Consider the following 16,344-nt stretch of genomic DNA (forward strand, 5'->3'; position numbering starts at 1 on the left):
CTGATGCCGTCGTTTGGGAGAAAGGGTTGCGCATGCATGTCGTGAGCCTGTTGAAAAGCGGAATGTTCGACGTTCAGATCGAAGGAAAACCGGCGCCGATCGCAGACGTTTTTCCCGATTGGCATGCCCATGACCGGTTCGGTCTGGTGATCGACGAACCGTTTGGCGGTATCGGAGCGACCCACTTGCTGCAGTTGGCGATGACGTTGTTCTACAATATCAAGCCCAGCCGCCGCACCACGCTGGCGGTCTATCCGGAGATCTATGCGTTCCATGTCGGCAAGGGTCACGGCGCCCATGCCCCTTACGATTTCTGGCCAGCGCGGCGCGAAGTCATCCTCTCCGACGATCATCGCGAAGTTCTCGATGCCATCAACGACCGCGGCATAACGCGTATCGCCATTCCAGCCCGGCAACCAAGACAAGTCGTTCATCGCCCGAAGGAAGAGGATGCGGCACTCGACCGCATCGTCTCGGCCTTCGTTTACTCGCCAGGCGGACGTATTGAAAATCCCGATGTGGTCATCGCGGGCAACGACAAACGCACGGAGTACAATCCGCGACAAGCCCTGCGCCCGTTCTCCCCCGAGCGCAGTTCGTCCGCCGTATCAACAGCGGCTCGACCGGTGAAGGAAACCGACACGTCCTATACGGACTGGCTGCGGGAGCGAAAAGACGACGTGACCGAGGACCAGCGCCTTGCGATCGAGCAGCGGCGCGAACAGTTGCGCAAGGACGGTATCGTCTCAGAATCCTATCGCCGCGTCGCTGTCGCCGACGCTCTGGGAATTCTGGCTGGTGCGGGGAGCCACGATGAAACCGGCCGGAATGAGCACAAAGCCGGATGAGACTTGGGCAGGCCAGGTTTGTTGGAATGGTTGAGTGTCGAACCGGTCGCAGTCAAAGGCTCGGCGCATTCAAGACCCGCAATGAACCGCCTCGTTATCGCACAACGCCGTTGCGGCCGGAACGGTGAGCGATGCAATCGCCCCGCCCGCAGGAGACCTCCCAATCTCGAGCCTCCCGCCATGGGCGACCGCAATTGCCTTGATCATGGAAAGACCAAAACCTGTGCCACCGCTTGAACGCGACCGGGAGGGTTCTCCCCGCCAGAACAGGTCTATCGTAGCACTTGGCTGCTGAGCGTCGCCTCCCGACCCTTTGGAGGCGAATATGGCTTTGGGCAAGTTTGCCCAAAGCTGTCGCTTTCGAGTGTCGGTATCCGCTTGGATAGGTGAGATATTCTTAGACGCCGAAGGTCACGAGGCCACGTTCGTCGATCGTCCATGATGGGTTCCAAGCGATCTCCCAGGCGTGTCCATCTGGATCGCCGACATAGCCGCGGAAACCACCATGCGGCGGAGCGTCGCCCTTACGGAGAAGCGTCCCTCCCGCTTCGACGAGACGTTGAATGACCACATCGACATCAGACTGATCCGCAACGTTGTGACCGAGACAGAACGGCGAAGGAACCGGCTGGTTTAGCCGCCGCATATCGTTGTCGAGACCTGGATTCAGCCAGGTTCCCAGCATGAGCCCATTCATCTGGTAGAAAAGGATGTCGTCATTCTCGAAGATGGGAGCCCAACCGAAGCCGCCGACGTAGAACTGCCGTGATCGTACAAGCGACGCTACGCCGAGCGTGATGACAGAAATCTGTTGCTGCATATTCCAAGCCCTTTGGTTCATCCGTGCAACATTGCATCGAATGTTCAAGGTCTTGGGCCGTCACCGCAACGACGGAAGGACCCGCTCTCGCGGGGGCCGGGCCAACCGCACCGACCTAACCTGTTTCAGACGCGATAATGCTGCAACATTTCTCGGTGGAGTGCAAGCAACCGGGCGGCAGCTCGATCGGCATGTCGCCCGAGAGCGGACGGTATGAAACGTGCAGTCCTGGAACGAGCTTGAACAGAGCTTGACCTAACCACGCCGATTAGAGAAGCGCTGTCACTCACGAAAACGCCATCCTTCCCTGGATCGATCCTCTGAGAATGGTCAACGGTGTGCGCAATTCATGTGCCACGGCCATATTGTTGAATTGCAGCCGGCCTTCCATCCGCTCAAGACTGGTCGCCAGTTCGTCGTGGCAATTTGCGTCGATGTGTGAGCGCAATTGCTGCCGAGATGATCGCGAATTGGCTTTTGCCAAGCGTCGAATTCCGGCCCGTGCGGAATCCTGTGCCCAAAGGCCAGGTCGAATGTTTCGGAGCGCCTCGACCAATAGTCGCGGATTTCTTCCTTCAGATTGAAATTGGTCTGCGTCATGCATTGCTGCCGAGAAACTGGATATGATGGCGGCCATGATGCGGCGAGCGCTCGACAAAGGCCCGCACCCCGAAGACCTCGGAAATCAACTCCTCCGTCAGGACATCCTCCGGCGCGCCAGCGGCCACGACTTGCCCGCGGCTGAGAACGGCGATCGTATCGCAAAACATCGATGCCAGATTGAGATCATGCAGCGCGATGATGCTGGTGATCGGCAGTTTCGTCACCAGTGATAGGATTTCGAGTTGGTGCTGGATATCCAGATGATTGGTCGGCTCGTCGAGCAGAAGCTCGCTCGGTGTCTGCGCGAGTGCTCGGGCGATGTGCACCCGCTGGCGCTCGCCGCCCGAGAGGGTGTGCCACAGTTGACCCGCTTTGTGCGCCATTCCGACATGAGCGAGGGCATCGTTGACAGCATGATCGTCGGTACTGCTCCAGGGGCTCAGCGCCCCCCGATGCGGCGTGCGGCCAAGCCTGACAACTTCAAGAACGGTAACCTGCGCCTCCGTCGTCGCCTGCTGTTCGACAAAGGCGATCCGCCTGGCGATATCCAGCCGGCTCATCGAGCCGATATCGACATCCCCAAGGGAAATCACGCCGCTGCGAACCTTCCGCAACCGGCATATCAAACGAAGCAGGCTGGATTTCCCAGACCCGTTCGGGCCGAGAAGACCGAGTGTGCGACCCGGAGAGACGTCCAGACTGATGCCGTCGACGACAAGGACGCCGGCCGTCGCCCAGTGCACATCTTGGACCGAAATGCTCATACGGGTCTCCTCGCCTTGCAAAGGATCAAGGCAAATGCGGGGGCGCCGAACAGGGCAGTCACGACCCCGATGGGCAAGATTTGCTGCGGGATGATGATCCGCGAAACGATATCCGCCACGACCATGAAGATGGCGCCGATCATTGCTGTTGCGGGCAGAAGGCGAATATGACCCGGTCCGACCAGGAAGCGCGCTGCGTGGGGGATGACGAGGCCGACAAAGCCGATCGAGCCGACAATGCTGACCATGGTTGCAGTCAAAAGTGCCGTGACACCCAGAAGGACAATGCGGACCCGGGCAACAGGAATGCCGAGTGCTGCGGCAGCATCGGTGCCGAACGTAAACGCGTCGAGCGCGCGCGCATAGAACATGCACAGCACAAAGCCCATGATCGCCACCGGTCCTGCCAGGTAGACATCGGGCCAGCGCACACCGGAAAGACTGCCAAGCAGCCAGAACATCACGCCGCGCGCCTGTTCGGCATTGGCTGACGTGGTGACGATATAGGAGGTCAGTGCGTTGAACAGCTGTGACCCCGCCACCCCGGCAAGAATGATCCGGTCAGCCCCTCCCCCTGCCCCGGTGGCGAGCAGAGACACGAATAGAAAAGCAATCACCGCACCGATAAACGCCCCGGCAGACAATGTTAAAACACCATAACCAAGACCGAGGATCATCACCGCAACGGCGCCTGTCGATGCACCGGCGGAAACCCCCAGAACGTATGGCTCCGCCAGCGGATTGCGCAGCAGGGCCTGCAGGATCGCGCCAGAAAGCGCTAGCGCAACGCCCGAACTCGCCGCAACCAGCGCCCGGCTCAGACGGTAGTCCCAGATGATGCCCTCATGAATGCGGCTCAGCTCGAACCCGGTTCCGAACAGGCGGTTGCCGACTGCTTTGACAGTCGTACCGATCGGAATGGAGATTTCACCGATTGACACCGCAAGGCTGACGGCAAAACCCAACACAAGGATGGAAAGAATGCAGAGCGCGGCAAGCGCTCCCCATCCCTGCCGGGTCATCAGACCTTGGCTCATTTCGCCAGACCGAACGACTTGATGCCGGCAGCAAGAATTTCAAGACCGTCGATCGTTCGAATGGTCGGGTTCATCGACTGCGCGTCCATCTCGACGAAATGCTTGTTCTTGACGGCGTCAAGCTGGCTGGTAACCGGATCCTTTTCGAGGAAGTCGATCTTGACCTTCGGATCGTCAGCCGAATACCGGCGGCGATCCATCGTCGCAATGACGATCACCGCAGGATTGGCCTGGGCGATCGTTTCCCAGCCCACCAGCGGCCACTCCTCTTCGGTGGTGACGACATTCTTTGCGCCAAGCGTCTTCAGGATATAGGCCGGCGCGCTGTTCTTGCCGGCGATAAAGGCATCGCCTTGCACTTCCTTGCTGGAGAACCAGAACGCGATCGGCAGGTCTTTGCTCGATCCGCCAAGCGATGCAACCGCATCAGCCTCGCGCTTTTTCAAGGTGGCGATCAATGCATCGCCGCGATCCTGAATATCAAAGATCTGCGCTAACTCACTGATTTCATGATAGATCAGGCCCATCGTGAAGAGTTCCTTGCGCACGCCGTCGCCGCCATCGGTGTTGACCTTGGCCACGCAATCGGCGGGAGAAACATAGGTCTTGATACCCAGCTCTGCAAACTGCTCGCGCTTGCCGACAGATCCTTGCGTGCCGACATGCCATTCGAACTCGGCTGCGACCAGATCCGGCTCCTGGCCGGCGACGGATTCGAAGCTTGGATCATTGTCGGCCAAGCGCTTGATCGATTTGTTGACCGCCGCATAGGCCGGCAATACCGGCCCAACCCAGACGGCCGTTCCGACGATTTTGTCGGCAAGCCCGAGCGAATAGAGGATTTCGGTCATGCCCTGACCGATGGAAACCGTCTTTCCTGGCGCCTTTTCAAAGGTGACCGGTTGGCCGCAATTGGTAATCGTCAGCGGATAGGTGGTCGATGCGGCATTGGATTGCGGGGCAAGGGCGGCTGCCGAAAGCGCCGCCATAGAAAACAAGACAGCGCGCGAAACGTAGCGATTCATGAAGATCCTCGTATTAAGAGTCTGGCAAGTGCCCGTCCGGGCCTGACCAGCGATAGGTGAAAAGGTAGCCGGCATGCGGCAGAGCAAACGGCAAAACATGCAAGACACATGCGGTCACGGCTCATGCGCCGCAGAGAACTAACAATGCCGGTGTGCTACGCGGGGGAGGGAAATTGAAGGCGCTACGCCAATGGAAACGTCGAAAATCGTCATCTCATGCTCCTCTCCGGACAACCCCGTCCGGGATGGTGGACACTGTTTTGACGGCAGGTCTCCTGGCTCGCGAATGTGCACCGAATATCTGCCTTCCCGCACCTCGGTACAGTGGCATGACCATCCCGAAGGAGGTCACAAGGATATATCGGCAATCCGCTTACAGTTGCGGGGGCAGCCACGGTTTTGGCCCCATATAGGTCATCCGCACCGTGTTCCCTATTAATCCCGTCGGGAGTCATCCCTCCGGAAACCGTCCCGATCACTTAGAGGACGCATGATCTCGCCGTCAAGAATTCGTTTGTTGGCGGCCAGGACATTTCTCAGGACTGTTGGTGAGCGTCCGCAATCAAGGCGTGCAATTGGGGTTCCAATCCAAGCCGATAGTCGGCGGCGATTGGTGGACGTACTCAGGACCCGGGAGGACAGGATAGAGCGATCTTCAAAGCTCTTTTCCCTGATCGGCTCTGGCAAACTCTCGGTCGAAATCGCTGCGGTCTTTCCTCTGTCAGAAGGCGCGTCGGCTCATCGTCTGCTGCAGGAGAGATCCGCGATCGGGAAGATACTTCTTTGCGTCGCGGAGAGCTGAGACAGCTGTTGCCAATGCCCGCACGCTTTCCGGTGCCTTCTGCCTTTTGCGGCCGGTATCAGTGAAAATGGCTGTTCTCAGCGTTGAGAACAGCCATTTTCGTGAATTGTCGAATGACTTGCCGAAATCCATTCGTGTCGATGGGGTTGATTTAGACGGACCGTGTGAGGCCACCGTCGACACGAATATTCTGCCCGGTGATATACCCTGCCCCATCCGAGGCCAGGAATGCGATCGTTGCCGCAATTTCCTCGCTCTTGCCGTATCGCTGCATCGGCACATTATTCCGTCGCGCGTCCGTCGCGGGCAGGCTGTCGATCCATCCCGGAAGGACGTTGTTGATCCTGATATTGTCCTTGGCGTAGGTGTCCGCGAAAATCTTCGTGTAGGCGGCAAGACCGGCCCGGAATACGGCCGATGTGGGGAACATTTCGGATGGCTCGAACGCCCATGCGGTCGAGATGTTGATGATGGAGCCGGATTGCTGTTTCTGCATGACCGGTGTGACGAGCCGAACCGCGCGGACAACGTTGAGCAGGTAGGTGTCCAAGCCCTTGTGCCAATCGTCATCGGATATATCGAGGATCGGTGCGCGGCGACCGTGGCCCGCGCTGTTGACGAGCACATCAATACGGCCCCAGTTGGAGATGGCCAAATCAACCAGTCTCTTCAAATCTTCATTAGATTGATTGGATCCGGTTATGCCGACGCCTCCCAGTTCGGCTGCGAGTTTTTCGCCTTTACCGGACGACGACAGAATTGCCACTTTGTAACCGTCCGTAGCGAGCTTACGGGCGGCTTCAGCCCCCATGCCGCTACCGCCCGCCGTGATGACCGCGATCTTTTCATTTGCCATTTGATGTCCCTTCAAAAGCGCTATGCCGATTCCGGTAAGTTGACACAGGAGGAAGCAGAAGACTAAGCAGAAAGATATAGTCCTGCCTGTAGGAAAACTATTGAATGCTTGGCGCACGCGGACCTTACCGTTACCCACCTCTCAATGCGCTTCGGATGTTTGAGAGCGCTGCGCGGCATTTGAATTTTCGGGTCGCTTCAGAAGAGCTTTGCGTCACTCAAGGTGCCGTCGCCCAGCAGGTGCGGGCGCTTGAGGATTCGCTCGGCGTTAAGCTGTTCGACCGGCTTCCCCGGACACTCGCTTTGACCGAGGCCGGACAGCGCTACCTCAAGCCAGTTCAACGTGCACTATCGATGATTGCCGATGCGACGCAAGAATTGAAACCCCAGAACACAGTCATCACAATCAGTGTGACACATTCTTTCGCAACGAAATGGCTCATTCCACGTCTTGGCCGCTTCTCCGAGGCCAACCCTGACATTGAAGTTCAGGTGCTGGCAACAAACAATCTGGCAAACTTTCAAAGTGATGGTGTTGATATCGCCGTTCGCCAAACGAAACCGCCCTTTGGAGCGGGTTTGCAGGGTGACCTGCTGTTTCCAGTAAAACTTTTTGCGGTATGCAGTCCGTCCCTCAAAGCAGCAGGAAAACCACTCGGGACAGTTCAGGATTTACCGCAGCATGTCCTTTTGCATGACGCACATGGCATGTGGCCGGTATTTCTGGAGCACGCCGGCGTCCCCACGGACGTAAACACCCTGAAGTCGGTGAAGTTTTCTTATGCCTCCCTGGCGATTGATGCCGCTGTTGCCGGACAGGGTATTGCGTTGGCGAGCGAACCCTTGATCGAGGACGATCTTGCGAGCGGCCGCTTGTGCAGTCCCTTCGATGTGAACATGGCTGACGAACTTGGATTCTATCTGGTATATCCGCGCATGCCACGCAATTCTGACAACGTCAAATGCATGCGTGATTGGCTTCTAACACAAAACGCCTCGCCGCGCCGGAACCTGCCGGTTTGACCCAGCCGACAAAGGAAGAGGGAGATGAAGACGGCCACAATACCGGATTGGGATGATATCGTCGCTTTCAGATTGCATTGAAGCCACCGCTCAAGCATCGTTCGGTACGGCTATAGGCGCGCACCATGGCGATCATCGGCAATGGTGCCCAGGCGGAATTTCAGGCTCTGGCCTTCAAGGCGGTCTGCGGCATCGACCATGTGCAACTCTATGACATCGATCCGATGGCAACCGCAAAGACCACCCGTAACCTTTCCCACTCCGGTTTGAAGGTGACCGCCTGCACCTCATCGCAAGCCGCGATTGAGGGCGCCGGTATTATTACCACCTGCACGGCCGACAAGCAGCTCGCCACGATCCTAACCGATAACATGATCGGCGCCGGCATCCACATCAACGCCGTCGGTGGCGATTGCCCCGGCAAGACCGAGCTACATCACGACATCCTGCAGCGCGCCGACACTTTTGTCGAATATACCGCTCAGACGCGTATCGAGGGGGAGATCCAGCAAATGCCGCCGGAATATCCTGTCACGGAGATGTGGAAGGTGGTCACCGGCCAGGCTACCGGCCGCCGGGATGCCAGGCAGATCACACTTTTCGATAGCGTCGGGTTTGCCATCGAGGATTTTTCGGCGCTCCGTTATGTCAGGGGCAAATTGGCTGGAACGGGCTTGTACCAGGACCTCGACATGATCGCCGATCCCGACGAGCCGCGTGACCTTTTCGGCATGCTGCAGCGATCCGAGAAAATATAGGGCGGGACGAAACACTTGCGCGCCGCTGTTCACCACATCCATCTAGGCTGAGGGAGCGTCTCATCGCTTCACCCAAATGCCACGACAAAAAAGGAACCCGCAACCAGTTCGGGTTCCTTTTATTTTTTCACTAGATGGAAAACCTGTCCGCGCGAAACCCGACCCTGGAATCGTGTCCGCTCTTTCCGGCTTACTGCCTGTTGATGCCATCCTTAAAATATGGCGTCATCTCTGACGAATTGTCGGCGCGATGGCGTAGTTCCGTTTCAATCTGCTCAAGTGCCAGGTCCAGGCAATAAACAGTTTGATCGGCATCGAGCAGAGCGGCGCTCTCCCTTGCAAAGACGATAAGCCGCGTAATAGCGTGGAATTCCTCGATCTCGCCCTCGGCGGAGTTGTCCCGGCCGCTGAACGGTATAGTGGCAAATGCTGCTGTCATTTCTAGCTCCGCAATGATCGTGCAGCAATAGTAACTGCAACCACCGGAAACCGCGCGTGACACAAGCGTGACACAGCTCAAGATAGTTCGCCCGGCACTTTCGCCGTGGAGTGTTGTTTCACCATTTCGTTCCAAAGGGTAGTCCGCTGGAACCGCCAACCGGTTTCAGCTGCGGCCCGAACACCGCTGCAATGTGCCATGACTTTCAACAATTCGAGCGCATCGGCGCGCTTCTGGTTGATCGAAAATGCCCTCAGCGCCTGTCTAATGGCAGGCGTCCTGCTCGCATCGATAAAGTCGGCAAGCGCGATGATTGACCGCCATGTCCGATCTTTGAAAAAGATTGAGGTGGCGATCGCATTCAGCTGGCAGGCTTCTTGGCCGCTGACAACATGGTGTTCCGCCAGCGCATCGATTGTCGCGGAAACGTTGACCAACGGCTCGCTCAGTGGCAGCCAACCCAGCTCGGCCGGTCCGTGCAACTGCGCCACATCGGAATCGTCGACGCGGATTCCCGTTGCATATTCGTGGAAAATCTTGCCGACGCCGATCATACCGAATGCGTGGCATTCAGCGGCTCTCAACGCCCCCATGCTCGCTGCCCCGAGTACAGTCACACCAGCGCTTAGCGCAAAGAGGATTTCCTTGTGCCATACCGGCGCGGTATATTCAAAATCGCCATCCACAATTCCAATGACGGTGGCGCCATCCTCCACCGACTGGAAGATATCCCCCTGCACAGCCGGGTCGCGGACAAGAATATCGCCTGCCCATTGATGCGCATTCGGCAGCGTTGGGCCAACGTGAAGGATTTTCATCCGAACGATCCCCTGGCGAGCGCTCTGGAGCCGTACCGTTGTGCGCGGGCACCTTCCGGGTTTTCCAGCGCCGGTGCCAACACTTTTGCCACAGCAAATGGCCAGGAGGGATCGGATAGGGACACGGCGATGACCGGCCCCAACCCCTTTTCCCTGAACACCTCGATAGTTTCGCTGAGACTGTCCCCCGCCAGATCGGCAAAATTCTGCAAATGAAGCGTTCTCTGATCCGCACTCAGCAGGCTGCGCGTCTCCTCGGCCAACGTCTGGCGGTAAACCGACGAATAGATGTCGTCCCGAGCGCCGCTGATATAGGTCATGCGCGATTGGGCTGCTTCGGTTATCGCCCGAATTATGGCCCCTCGAGTGGAAGGATGTGTCCCGGCCCCATAGTTCACATCGACAAACCGCGGGCGCTGTGAGGACAAGACTTCGCTGGGCGCTACAAGGGCCGTGAATGAGGGAACGCTGACATCACTGGTCATGTCGAACATGCGCAATACAAGCCCGGCTTTCTCGATACGGGCGGTCAGTGATGATATTTCCCGGCAGCCAAGAGATTTGGGGTCAAAACACGACGCCTGCCGGGCCCTGATGCTGGACACCTGCCACAGGACATAGGCATCCCGCTCGATCCGTTCATTCAGGCCGTGGAATATCGCTTCGTCCAGCGTGTTTCCCGATGCCAGGCCATCGGATGATTGCCAGTATCTGCGTGCCCTCACCGTGCGATCGAGAGTTGCGGCTTCAAACGGTACGTAGACCGTTTCCCCAGTCAGAAGATCACGGCCGGCAATCCAGGGGATATCCTCTTCCTCACGGATGGCCGACTGACCGGTGGCGATCAGGCAGGGGAGTGCATCAACGCGCTTTCCGCTGGCCCTGAGGGAACCAGCGGAAGCACACGTAACATCGCAATACGGTTGGGATGCAACGACGCGCTCCAGTGCCTCCATGACCGCAGATATCCGTGCGTCTTCGTCAGTCAGGCCTTTTCCCTGTGCAACAACGATTGATTTCGCATTGGGAGCGTAGGCGCACCAGACAGGAATACCGACCCGGTCAAGACCCGTGTGGCGCGCCACACGGGTAATGCCGAATTCTGGAAGGAAGGATGAGACCCTATCGTAAGTCTCTGCCGGGCCGCACGCCCTATCCTGCCATTCCGTTTTCTCCAACATCAGGTGTCGAAGAGACCGGCCGATACGGAAGCGGCGGACGATACTGCCACAGCAAAATCGACATCCTTGATGACAACACCGCCGGAGGCACGCAGTTGGCTTGCAGCAGCGAGCGATCCCGTGACATTGGTGAGCGGTGCAAGTGTCCCAGCGGCCACGTCGGCGATATAGAGTTTTGGGTCTCCCGGAAAACCGATAACAACCACCTTCGACATTTCACCTCTCCTTTTGTTGAACTCTCAGTATCCGGCCTTCAACAGGCCCTCCCGATACATTTCTTTTTGCCAGTGCTCCTTGATCGGCACCACTTCTAGCCATTTCTGCAGGTCAAACTGAGGATTGGCCTCCCTGTCCTTTCGGCGATAATGGTTGGCGCGCTTGGTATCGCCAAGCATGGCGCAGCTCGCGGCCAGCAGCCTGTAGGCGGATGCCTGGTTGGACATATTCTGGATTCGCGAAACAGCCTTGTCGAACGAACCGACGAAATAACTCGCACCGGCAGCGCACCAGAAATATTCATCCGGTCCAAGCGGGTTGAGCGAGATGGCCCGCTCGATCTTTTCAAGGCCTTCCTTGGGACGCGACGCGTGAACGAGCGTATCGGCGAAACTATAGACGGCATCGGCATAATGCGGACTGAGTTCTTCCGCGCGGGCAAGCGCCTCAATGCTTTCGTCAATTTTGCCCAGATAAAGCTTGGCCATGCCGAGCTCTTTATAGCCATAGGCGATGTCGGGATTACGTTCGATTGCCAAGCGCGCACTGTTCTCTGCTTTGCGAAGCAGATCCGGATCTCCGCGCGCGGTCAAAACCCATTCGATGGAATAGGTTTTGGCGATGCCGCTAAATGCGTGGGAGAAATCGGCATTGTGCTGCAAGGCTTCGCGAAATGCCTTTCGAGCACCGCGCACCGAAGGCAGGGTCAGCCTGCTCATCTGCTGCACGCCAGCGAGATACCGCTGATAGGCGCCGGGATGGAATTCGTAATCGACAAGGGCGCGCTCGTTGCGCTTCAACTCAGAAAGGATCCGGTCCGTCACCATCTCCGCCAGTGCCTTGCGATGGGATGAAAGTAGCCCCCGGGCGATATCAAAACGCTCCGCGTAAATCACATTGTCAGATGGGACGAAGATGATCTGAACATAGAGACCGTCGCCGGTCAGCTTCGTATCCACCACATAGGAAATATCGTACTGCTCCAGCAGGAAGAGTTTGTCGTCGCTGGCCCGGATACGCTCTGCCGTATAGGGCGCGACTATCGACAGGCCGCGGAGCGTACAAAGTGCGATGGCAACATCGTCAATCAGGGCACTGGCTGTCGGAATATCCAAGTTTGCGGAATGTATTCCAACAGGCGGCAAAAGTGCCACGCGCGGAAGTTTCGACAGATGCAATGGATTTTCGGCACCTGACCTGGCCGGCGGCACCAGTTCATTTTCCCGCTCCACCGGTCGTTCGATCACTGTTAGACGTGGGCCCATCGACAGTGTGTCGCGGACTTGTTGATCGTCGGGCAAGCGTTCCAGAAGAAAGAAAGCCGCCTGCCGTGACGCAGCAATCTCAACGGCCGTTGACACATCCGATGATGTTTCAAGCAGCCGGGCACGCAGAATTTCAAGCTGTCTCTGACGCTGCTCTTTCAACCAGCGGCTGGCGGATCCTTCAGCCTCGTCCAGTTCCGGAAGAAATGTCCGGCTCATCAGATCGACAAGAGCCGACAGTGGCGCAGCCGCACCGGTCGTCTCCAGTATATCCGTGTCACACACGAGATGGGCACGATTAAGAGAAAGGTGGGATGCCGAAAACCTCAGAAGCGCACTATCAGCAGCGCGCAAGCGGGAAATCAGCTTTCTGAGATTGGTAAAGGCAAGTGCACGATCGTCGTTGCCCCACAGAAATTCGGCTGCTTCGTCGCGGCTGATCTCCGCAGATGTGCCGATGGCGAGATACGCCACCAGCAAGAGCCCCTTTCGAGGAAATTTGCACTCGCGCCCTGCAGCATCAAGCAGGCGTAACCCACCGAACGTCTGCAGCAACATAGGATTCATCGCGGCGTTGCAGGCAAATCATGCTCCGGATCGGCGGCGTGACTGACGAAATCATCCGAGTCAGCCAGAGCTTTTGCAAGCGTAACGATGCTTTGACGGACCCGCTTGTCCTTGATCGACGTGAAGGCGTGATTGAGGGTGATGCCGTCGCGCGAAAGAAGGAACGTCCCCATCTCGTCGACTTCGCGGGCAAGCCCGTCCGGCTCGGAGACCGGCTGATCTTCGAAAAAGTAGCTCACCGGCACACTGAGCACGCCTGCAGCCACCATCAATTTGCTGGCACTGATACGGTTCGTGCCCTTTTCATACTTTTGAATCTGCTGGAAGGTAATGCCCAGGCGGGCGCCAAGCTTTTCCTGGCTCAACCCCAGCACAAGGCGGCGCGACCTCAAACGATTGCCGACATGAATATCGATTTGGTGAGGTGCGTTCTTTACCAAGTGCCATACTCCAGTAGATGTTCCGGCTCAATCATGCGTTGATCTCAATTAGAATGACAATTTCTCTGAAAAATGCAACACACGCTTGGTATCCAGCACCCTCGATAATGGGCGAAGACCGCATAAACGTGATACTTTTCGGCACGGCTCACAAAGCCGACATCCGTGAGACAGACGCGGGATCGAAAACGGGCATGTCGAACCCGCACCACTGCCGGCCGCAATGACTTGGCAGAATGACTTGACAGTTCGTCTCTTCGATCCGCCGTCCGATCTCAGCAGCACTGCCGCTCAAAGACCGTGCTAACCCATCGAAAGTTTGGCTGAAACACCGAGCGCCACCCTCGCCTAACAACGCCGGCGGACCATGTAATGGCCGAGGCCGGTCAGGCTGCCTTTTTCTGCTTTTTTGGAGCTGTTTCCCGTGCTTGCAGTATGGCCATCCCGATAAGATAGGACAATGTGTAGTCCGAATTTGCATCACTCAAGATTTTCGCACTCTCCAGTAAGTCCATAATTGCATCAGGCATATTAGACTCCCCTGTTGGAATATCCAGACTGCTCCTGAATGGTTAACGGAACGTTTCGAATCGCCTGCCAACGGTTGCAGATCATTGATGAACACGCCACCGCTTCAGCGCCCGATGACGGTCCACCTTGATCGCCTGTGGCCGCTCCCGGCAAGGCACGAACGGATTTTTAATCGCTGTGTCCTACAACCCAAGTGAATATCGGGGAGCGGCAGGATGCCGAAGCGGATGGATATCGCGACTAAACAGGCAATCGCACTTTCAGTGGTCATCCCCTGCTACAATGAACTGGATGGTATGGGAGAACTGCACCGGCGCGTTACGGCTGCCTGTGACGCACACGTTGGCACGTCTTATGAGATCGTTCTCGTGATTGATGGCGCGACCGACGGCACGCGTGAGGCCATTATCGAACTTGCCACACATGATCCCCACGTTGTTGCCGTCGATCTTTCGCGCAACTATGGTCACCAGGTTGCGCTCAGCGCCGGACTGGAGCTTTGCCGCGGCCAGAGGGTTTTTATTCTGGATGCCGATCTGCAGGACCCGCCGGAACTCCTCGGGCCGATGATGACACGGATGGACGAGGGATTCGATGTCGTCTACGGCCAGAGGCTGATGCGCGAAGGCGAAAGCCTTTTCAAGAGGTCATCCGCAACGCTGTTCTACCGGCTGCTCAGGCGAATGGTCGATATCGATATTGCCGCCGATGCCGGAGATTTCCGGCTGATGAGCCGCCGTGCGGTCGATCATCTCAACGCCATGCCGGAGCGCTACCGTTTCATCCGCGGCATGGTCACCTGGATCGGTTTGAAGCAGACCGCCTTTCACTATCACCGGCAGGCGCGTTTCGCCGGCACAACGCATTATCCACTGCGCAAGATGATCCTGCTGGCAATGGATGCGATGACCAGCTTTTCGATTGTACCACTACGCTTTGCGTCCCATCTTGGCATGGTCTTCGGCGCGATTGGTCTGTTGGCCTTGGGCTACACCATCGTGTCGTGGATCGATGGCAATGTCATACCCGGCTGGACGAGTCTTGCAGCGATTGTCCTGATACTGGGCAGCGTTCAACTGCTCGTGCTGGGTATCTTTGGTGAATATCTTGGCCGCATGTACATGGAGACAAAAAGGCGGCCGCTTTATATTGTCAATGAGATTGTCTGCTGCGATCCCGCCGTAGAAGACGCGGGTTCTCACGTGCATCGCCTTCAGGCTATGGCCAGAGGAGCGTCGCGTGCTTGAGGCTGAATTCGACAAGTTTGCTGCGGAATACGAACAGGAACACGCCGCCAGCATTCGGTTGAGCGGAGAAACGCCGGCCTTTTTTGCGAAATACAAGATTGCCGATGTCGCGGCGGTCTTGGCAAAGCGCGGTGAGAACCCGCTGCTGATACTCGACTTCGGTGCAGGGGTTGGAAACTCGCTCGGCCCCATGCGCGCGGCCTTTCCCGAAAGTGAGATCGTCCTTTTGGACCCGTCGTCGCAGTCGCTCGATATTGCCCGCAACCGCTTTCCGGGCCAGGCGCATTGCCAGCCCTTTGACGGCCAGACCATTCCTTATGCCGATGGCCATTTCGATCTCGTTTTTACGGCCTGCGTCTTCCATCATATCCCCGAGGAACTCCATACCGGCCTCCTGAGTGAGATTGGCCGGGTGATGAAACCGGGCGGAAGCTTCTTTCTGTTCGAGCACAACCCCTGGAATCCTCTGACGCTGCATGCGGTGCGAAACTGCAGCTTTGATAAGAATGCTGTCCTGATCAACGCGAACCAGATGAACAGCCGGATGGCCGTTGCCGGTCTTTCCCGGAGAAAGACCGTTTATCGCCTGTTTTTCCCCCGGTTCCTCGCCAAGCTGCGGCCGCTGGAGCGTTACCTCACCAAAGTTCCGATGGGAGCCCAGTATTTTGTTCACGCAGTCAAACCGAACCCTTGAGACTGGGCGTCTCCTGCGGTTCGCGGCTGTCGGGCTGCTCAATACCGCGCTCGGATATACGATCATACTCACCGGGCTCACGCTGGGCTACGACGATATCCTGTCCAATATACTTGGCTATGCCGGGGGCTTGATGCTCGGCTTCGTTCTCAATCGCCGCTGGACATTTTCAGATGCGATACACTTGCGCAAAGGCGCCGTGCTGCGATACGCAGCGAGTTTTGCCGTCGCCTATGGCGCCAATCTGACGGTTGTTTTGATCGCCCTTTCCTTCGGCCTCAGCAACAATCCCTGGGTGCATCTGGCCGGCATCGGTGTCTATTCGGCTCTCTTTTATCTCGCGAGTTCATGGTTCGTTTTCGTCTCTGAGCCAGGACGCGGGAATGCAGACAACAGTGTATTGTGAGACCG

Annotated in this window: 19 protein-coding genes, 3 pseudogenes and 1 riboswitch; of the genes and pseudogenes, 7 read left to right on the top strand and 15 right to left on the bottom strand. The window is 57.3% G+C overall.

The genetic code is table 11. The annotated features are described in order from the left end of the window. The first annotated feature begins 32 nt into the window (after positions 1-32). The gene (locus ACP7E0_RS30290; RefSeq protein ID WP_426130514.1) at positions 33-848 is read left to right on the top strand and encodes a hypothetical protein; all 816 of its coding nucleotides are present in this window, start codon (positions 33-35) and stop codon (positions 846-848) included. Between the two features lie 69 nt (positions 849-917). Here the strand turns inward: ACP7E0_RS30290 and ACP7E0_RS30295 are convergent, their stop codons facing one another. The 7 genes and pseudogenes from ACP7E0_RS30295 to ACP7E0_RS30325 form a co-directional block, all read right to left on the bottom strand. After that, the gene (locus ACP7E0_RS30295) at positions 918-1,187 is read right to left on the bottom strand and encodes an ATP-binding protein (RefSeq protein ID WP_426130517.1); all 270 of its coding nucleotides are present in this window, start codon (positions 1,185-1,187) and stop codon (positions 918-920) included. Between the two features lie 58 nt (positions 1,188-1,245). Continuing rightward, positions 1,246-1,668 carry a VOC family protein gene (locus ACP7E0_RS30300; protein ID WP_426130519.1) on the bottom strand — a complete coding sequence of 141 codons (423 nt, stop codon included), beginning with the start codon at positions 1,666-1,668 and terminating at the stop codon, positions 1,246-1,248. Between the two features lie 304 nt (positions 1,669-1,972). Further along, positions 1,973-2,080, bottom strand: a pseudogene (locus ACP7E0_RS30305) (two-component sensor histidine kinase); the annotation flags it as partial. Between the two features lie 38 nt (positions 2,081-2,118). Then, positions 2,119-2,268: pseudogene (locus ACP7E0_RS30310) on the bottom strand (SAM-dependent methyltransferase); the annotation flags it as partial. Continuing rightward, positions 2,265-3,035: an ABC transporter ATP-binding protein gene (locus tag ACP7E0_RS30315; protein WP_426130521.1), complete on the bottom strand. Its 771-nt coding sequence runs from the start codon at positions 3,033-3,035 to the stop codon at positions 2,265-2,267. The gene ACP7E0_RS30315 and the pseudogene ACP7E0_RS30310, both read right to left, overlap by 4 nt. Further along, a complete protein-coding gene (locus ACP7E0_RS30320) occupies positions 3,032-4,072 on the bottom strand; it encodes a FecCD family ABC transporter permease (RefSeq protein ID WP_426130522.1) in 1,041 nt (346 codons plus the stop codon). Before ACP7E0_RS30320 ends, ACP7E0_RS30315 begins: the two co-directional genes overlap by 4 nt. Then, complete coding sequence (locus ACP7E0_RS30325; protein WP_426130625.1) at positions 4,069-5,061, bottom strand: ABC transporter substrate-binding protein; 993 nt, start codon at positions 5,059-5,061, stop codon at positions 4,069-4,071. The genes ACP7E0_RS30320 and ACP7E0_RS30325 overlap by 4 nt, the downstream gene beginning before the upstream one ends. 284 nt (positions 5,062-5,345) lie before the next feature. After that, a riboswitch (cobalamin riboswitch) is annotated at positions 5,346-5,583 on the bottom strand. A 4-nt stretch (positions 5,584-5,587) separates the two neighbouring features. On the opposite strand from ACP7E0_RS30325, the gene ACP7E0_RS30330 reads away from it, so the two are divergent. Continuing rightward, positions 5,588-5,899, top strand: coding sequence for a zinc-binding dehydrogenase (locus tag ACP7E0_RS30330; RefSeq protein WP_426130523.1), 312 nt, complete (start codon positions 5,588-5,590; stop codon positions 5,897-5,899). Positions 5,900-6,050: 151 nt separating this feature from the next. Here the strand turns inward: ACP7E0_RS30330 and ACP7E0_RS30335 are convergent, their stop codons facing one another. Then, positions 6,051-6,755, bottom strand: coding sequence for an SDR family oxidoreductase (locus ACP7E0_RS30335; protein ID WP_426130627.1), 705 nt, complete (start codon positions 6,753-6,755; stop codon positions 6,051-6,053). A 104-nt stretch (positions 6,756-6,859) separates the two neighbouring features. Here ACP7E0_RS30335 and gcvA point away from each other — a divergent pair, with 104 nt between their 5' ends. Both gcvA and ACP7E0_RS30345 read left to right on the top strand, forming a co-directional pair. Next, the gene (gcvA, locus tag ACP7E0_RS30340) at positions 6,860-7,777 is read left to right on the top strand and encodes a transcriptional regulator GcvA (RefSeq protein WP_426130524.1); all 918 of its coding nucleotides are present in this window, start codon (positions 6,860-6,862) and stop codon (positions 7,775-7,777) included. Between the two features lie 116 nt (positions 7,778-7,893). Then, a pseudogene (locus ACP7E0_RS30345) lies at positions 7,894-8,535 on the top strand (ornithine cyclodeaminase); the annotation flags it as partial. A gap of 190 nt (positions 8,536-8,725) precedes the next feature. Here the strand turns inward: ACP7E0_RS30345 and ACP7E0_RS30350 are convergent. The 7 genes from ACP7E0_RS30350 to ACP7E0_RS30380 form a co-directional block, all read right to left on the bottom strand. Then, complete coding sequence (locus ACP7E0_RS30350; protein ID WP_426130526.1) at positions 8,726-8,974, bottom strand: hypothetical protein; 249 nt, start codon at positions 8,972-8,974, stop codon at positions 8,726-8,728. 77 nt (positions 8,975-9,051) lie between these two features. Further along, on the bottom strand, positions 9,052-9,690 hold the full coding sequence (locus tag ACP7E0_RS30355) for a TfuA-like protein (protein ID WP_426130528.1): 639 nt from the start codon (positions 9,688-9,690) through the stop codon (positions 9,052-9,054). 98 nt (positions 9,691-9,788) lie between these two features. Continuing rightward, on the bottom strand, positions 9,789-10,973 hold the full coding sequence (locus ACP7E0_RS30360; RefSeq protein WP_426130529.1) for a YcaO-like family protein: 1,185 nt from the start codon (positions 10,971-10,973) through the stop codon (positions 9,789-9,791). Further along, positions 10,973-11,188 carry a hypothetical protein gene (locus tag ACP7E0_RS30365; RefSeq protein WP_426130531.1) on the bottom strand — a complete coding sequence of 72 codons (216 nt, stop codon included), beginning with the start codon at positions 11,186-11,188 and terminating at the stop codon, positions 10,973-10,975. The genes ACP7E0_RS30360 and ACP7E0_RS30365 overlap by 1 nt, the downstream gene beginning before the upstream one ends. Positions 11,189-11,212: 24 nt before the next feature. After that, a complete protein-coding gene (locus ACP7E0_RS30370) occupies positions 11,213-13,021 on the bottom strand; it encodes a peptide antibiotic resistance protein (protein WP_426130532.1) in 1,809 nt (602 codons plus the stop codon). After that, positions 13,018-13,461, bottom strand: a complete 444-nt coding sequence (locus tag ACP7E0_RS30375) for a helix-turn-helix domain-containing protein (RefSeq protein WP_426130534.1) — start codon at positions 13,459-13,461, stop codon at positions 13,018-13,020. Before ACP7E0_RS30375 ends, ACP7E0_RS30370 begins: the two co-directional genes overlap by 4 nt. 386 nt (positions 13,462-13,847) lie before the next feature. Further along, entirely contained in the window at positions 13,848-13,991 is a 144-nt protein-coding gene (locus ACP7E0_RS30380) for a hypothetical protein (protein ID WP_426130535.1), read from the bottom strand. A 228-nt stretch (positions 13,992-14,219) separates the two neighbouring features. On the opposite strand from ACP7E0_RS30380, the gene ACP7E0_RS30385 reads away from it, so the two are divergent. The 3 genes from ACP7E0_RS30385 to ACP7E0_RS30395 are packed head-to-tail and all read left to right on the top strand — an operon-like array spanning position 14,220 to position 16,339. Beyond that, on the top strand, positions 14,220-15,239 hold the full coding sequence (locus ACP7E0_RS30385) for a glycosyltransferase family 2 protein (RefSeq protein WP_426130537.1): 1,020 nt from the start codon (positions 14,220-14,222) through the stop codon (positions 15,237-15,239). After that, positions 15,232-15,933, top strand: a complete 702-nt coding sequence (locus ACP7E0_RS30390; RefSeq protein WP_426130539.1) for a class I SAM-dependent methyltransferase — start codon at positions 15,232-15,234, stop codon at positions 15,931-15,933. Before ACP7E0_RS30385 ends, ACP7E0_RS30390 begins: the two co-directional genes overlap by 8 nt. After that, positions 15,905-16,339: a GtrA family protein gene (locus ACP7E0_RS30395; protein ID WP_426130540.1), complete on the top strand. Its 435-nt coding sequence runs from the start codon at positions 15,905-15,907 to the stop codon at positions 16,337-16,339. Before ACP7E0_RS30390 ends, ACP7E0_RS30395 begins: the two co-directional genes overlap by 29 nt. Positions 16,340-16,344: the final 5 nt, after the last annotated feature.

Origin of the sequence: Pararhizobium sp. PWRC1-1, assembly GCF_049897905.1 — a bacterium.
Lineage (GTDB): Bacteria > Pseudomonadota > Alphaproteobacteria > Rhizobiales > Rhizobiaceae > Pararhizobium.